Source organism: Vibrio sp. 10N.286.48.F5 (assembly GCF_041469785.1).
GTDB classification, from domain to species: domain Bacteria; phylum Pseudomonadota; class Gammaproteobacteria; order Enterobacterales; family Vibrionaceae; genus Vibrio; species Vibrio crassostreae_C.
The window spans coordinates 1-330 of sequence record NZ_JBFRLG010000073.1 but is presented as its reverse complement, the minus strand read 5'-3'; the positions used below and the strand labels follow the sequence as shown (position 1 = coordinate 330).

Genomic DNA, 330 nt, shown 5'->3' with positions numbered 1-330 from the left:
TTGATTAGGTTTAGAAAAGTTAAGAGACGATATTGGGTCTGTAGCTCAGCTGGTTAGAGCGCTCGCCTGATAAGCGGGAGGTCGGTGGTTCAAGTCCACTCAGACCCACCAATATCGACCTAGATGGGGCTATAGCTCAGCTGGGAGAGCGCCTGCCTTGCACGCAGGAGGTCTGCGGTTCGATCCCGCATAGCTCCACCATCTTTAAGCGTTCTTGTTCGACAAAAAGTCTTACGAGAGTCTTTAAAAATGGTTCAATTTATTGAATCAAGCTCTTTAACAATTTGGAAAGCTGACTGATTGATTACTCACGAGTAATTCAATCAAATT

General features: G+C 45.2%; 2 tRNA genes. Both read left to right on the top strand.

The features are described 5' to 3' along the window. Positions 1-34 precede the first annotated feature (34 nt). A tRNA-Ile gene (locus AB4185_RS21810) sits at positions 35-111 on the top strand. A 14-nt stretch (positions 112-125) separates the two neighbouring features. Further along, a tRNA-Ala gene (locus tag AB4185_RS21805) sits at positions 126-201 on the top strand. Positions 202-330: the final 129 nt, after the last annotated feature.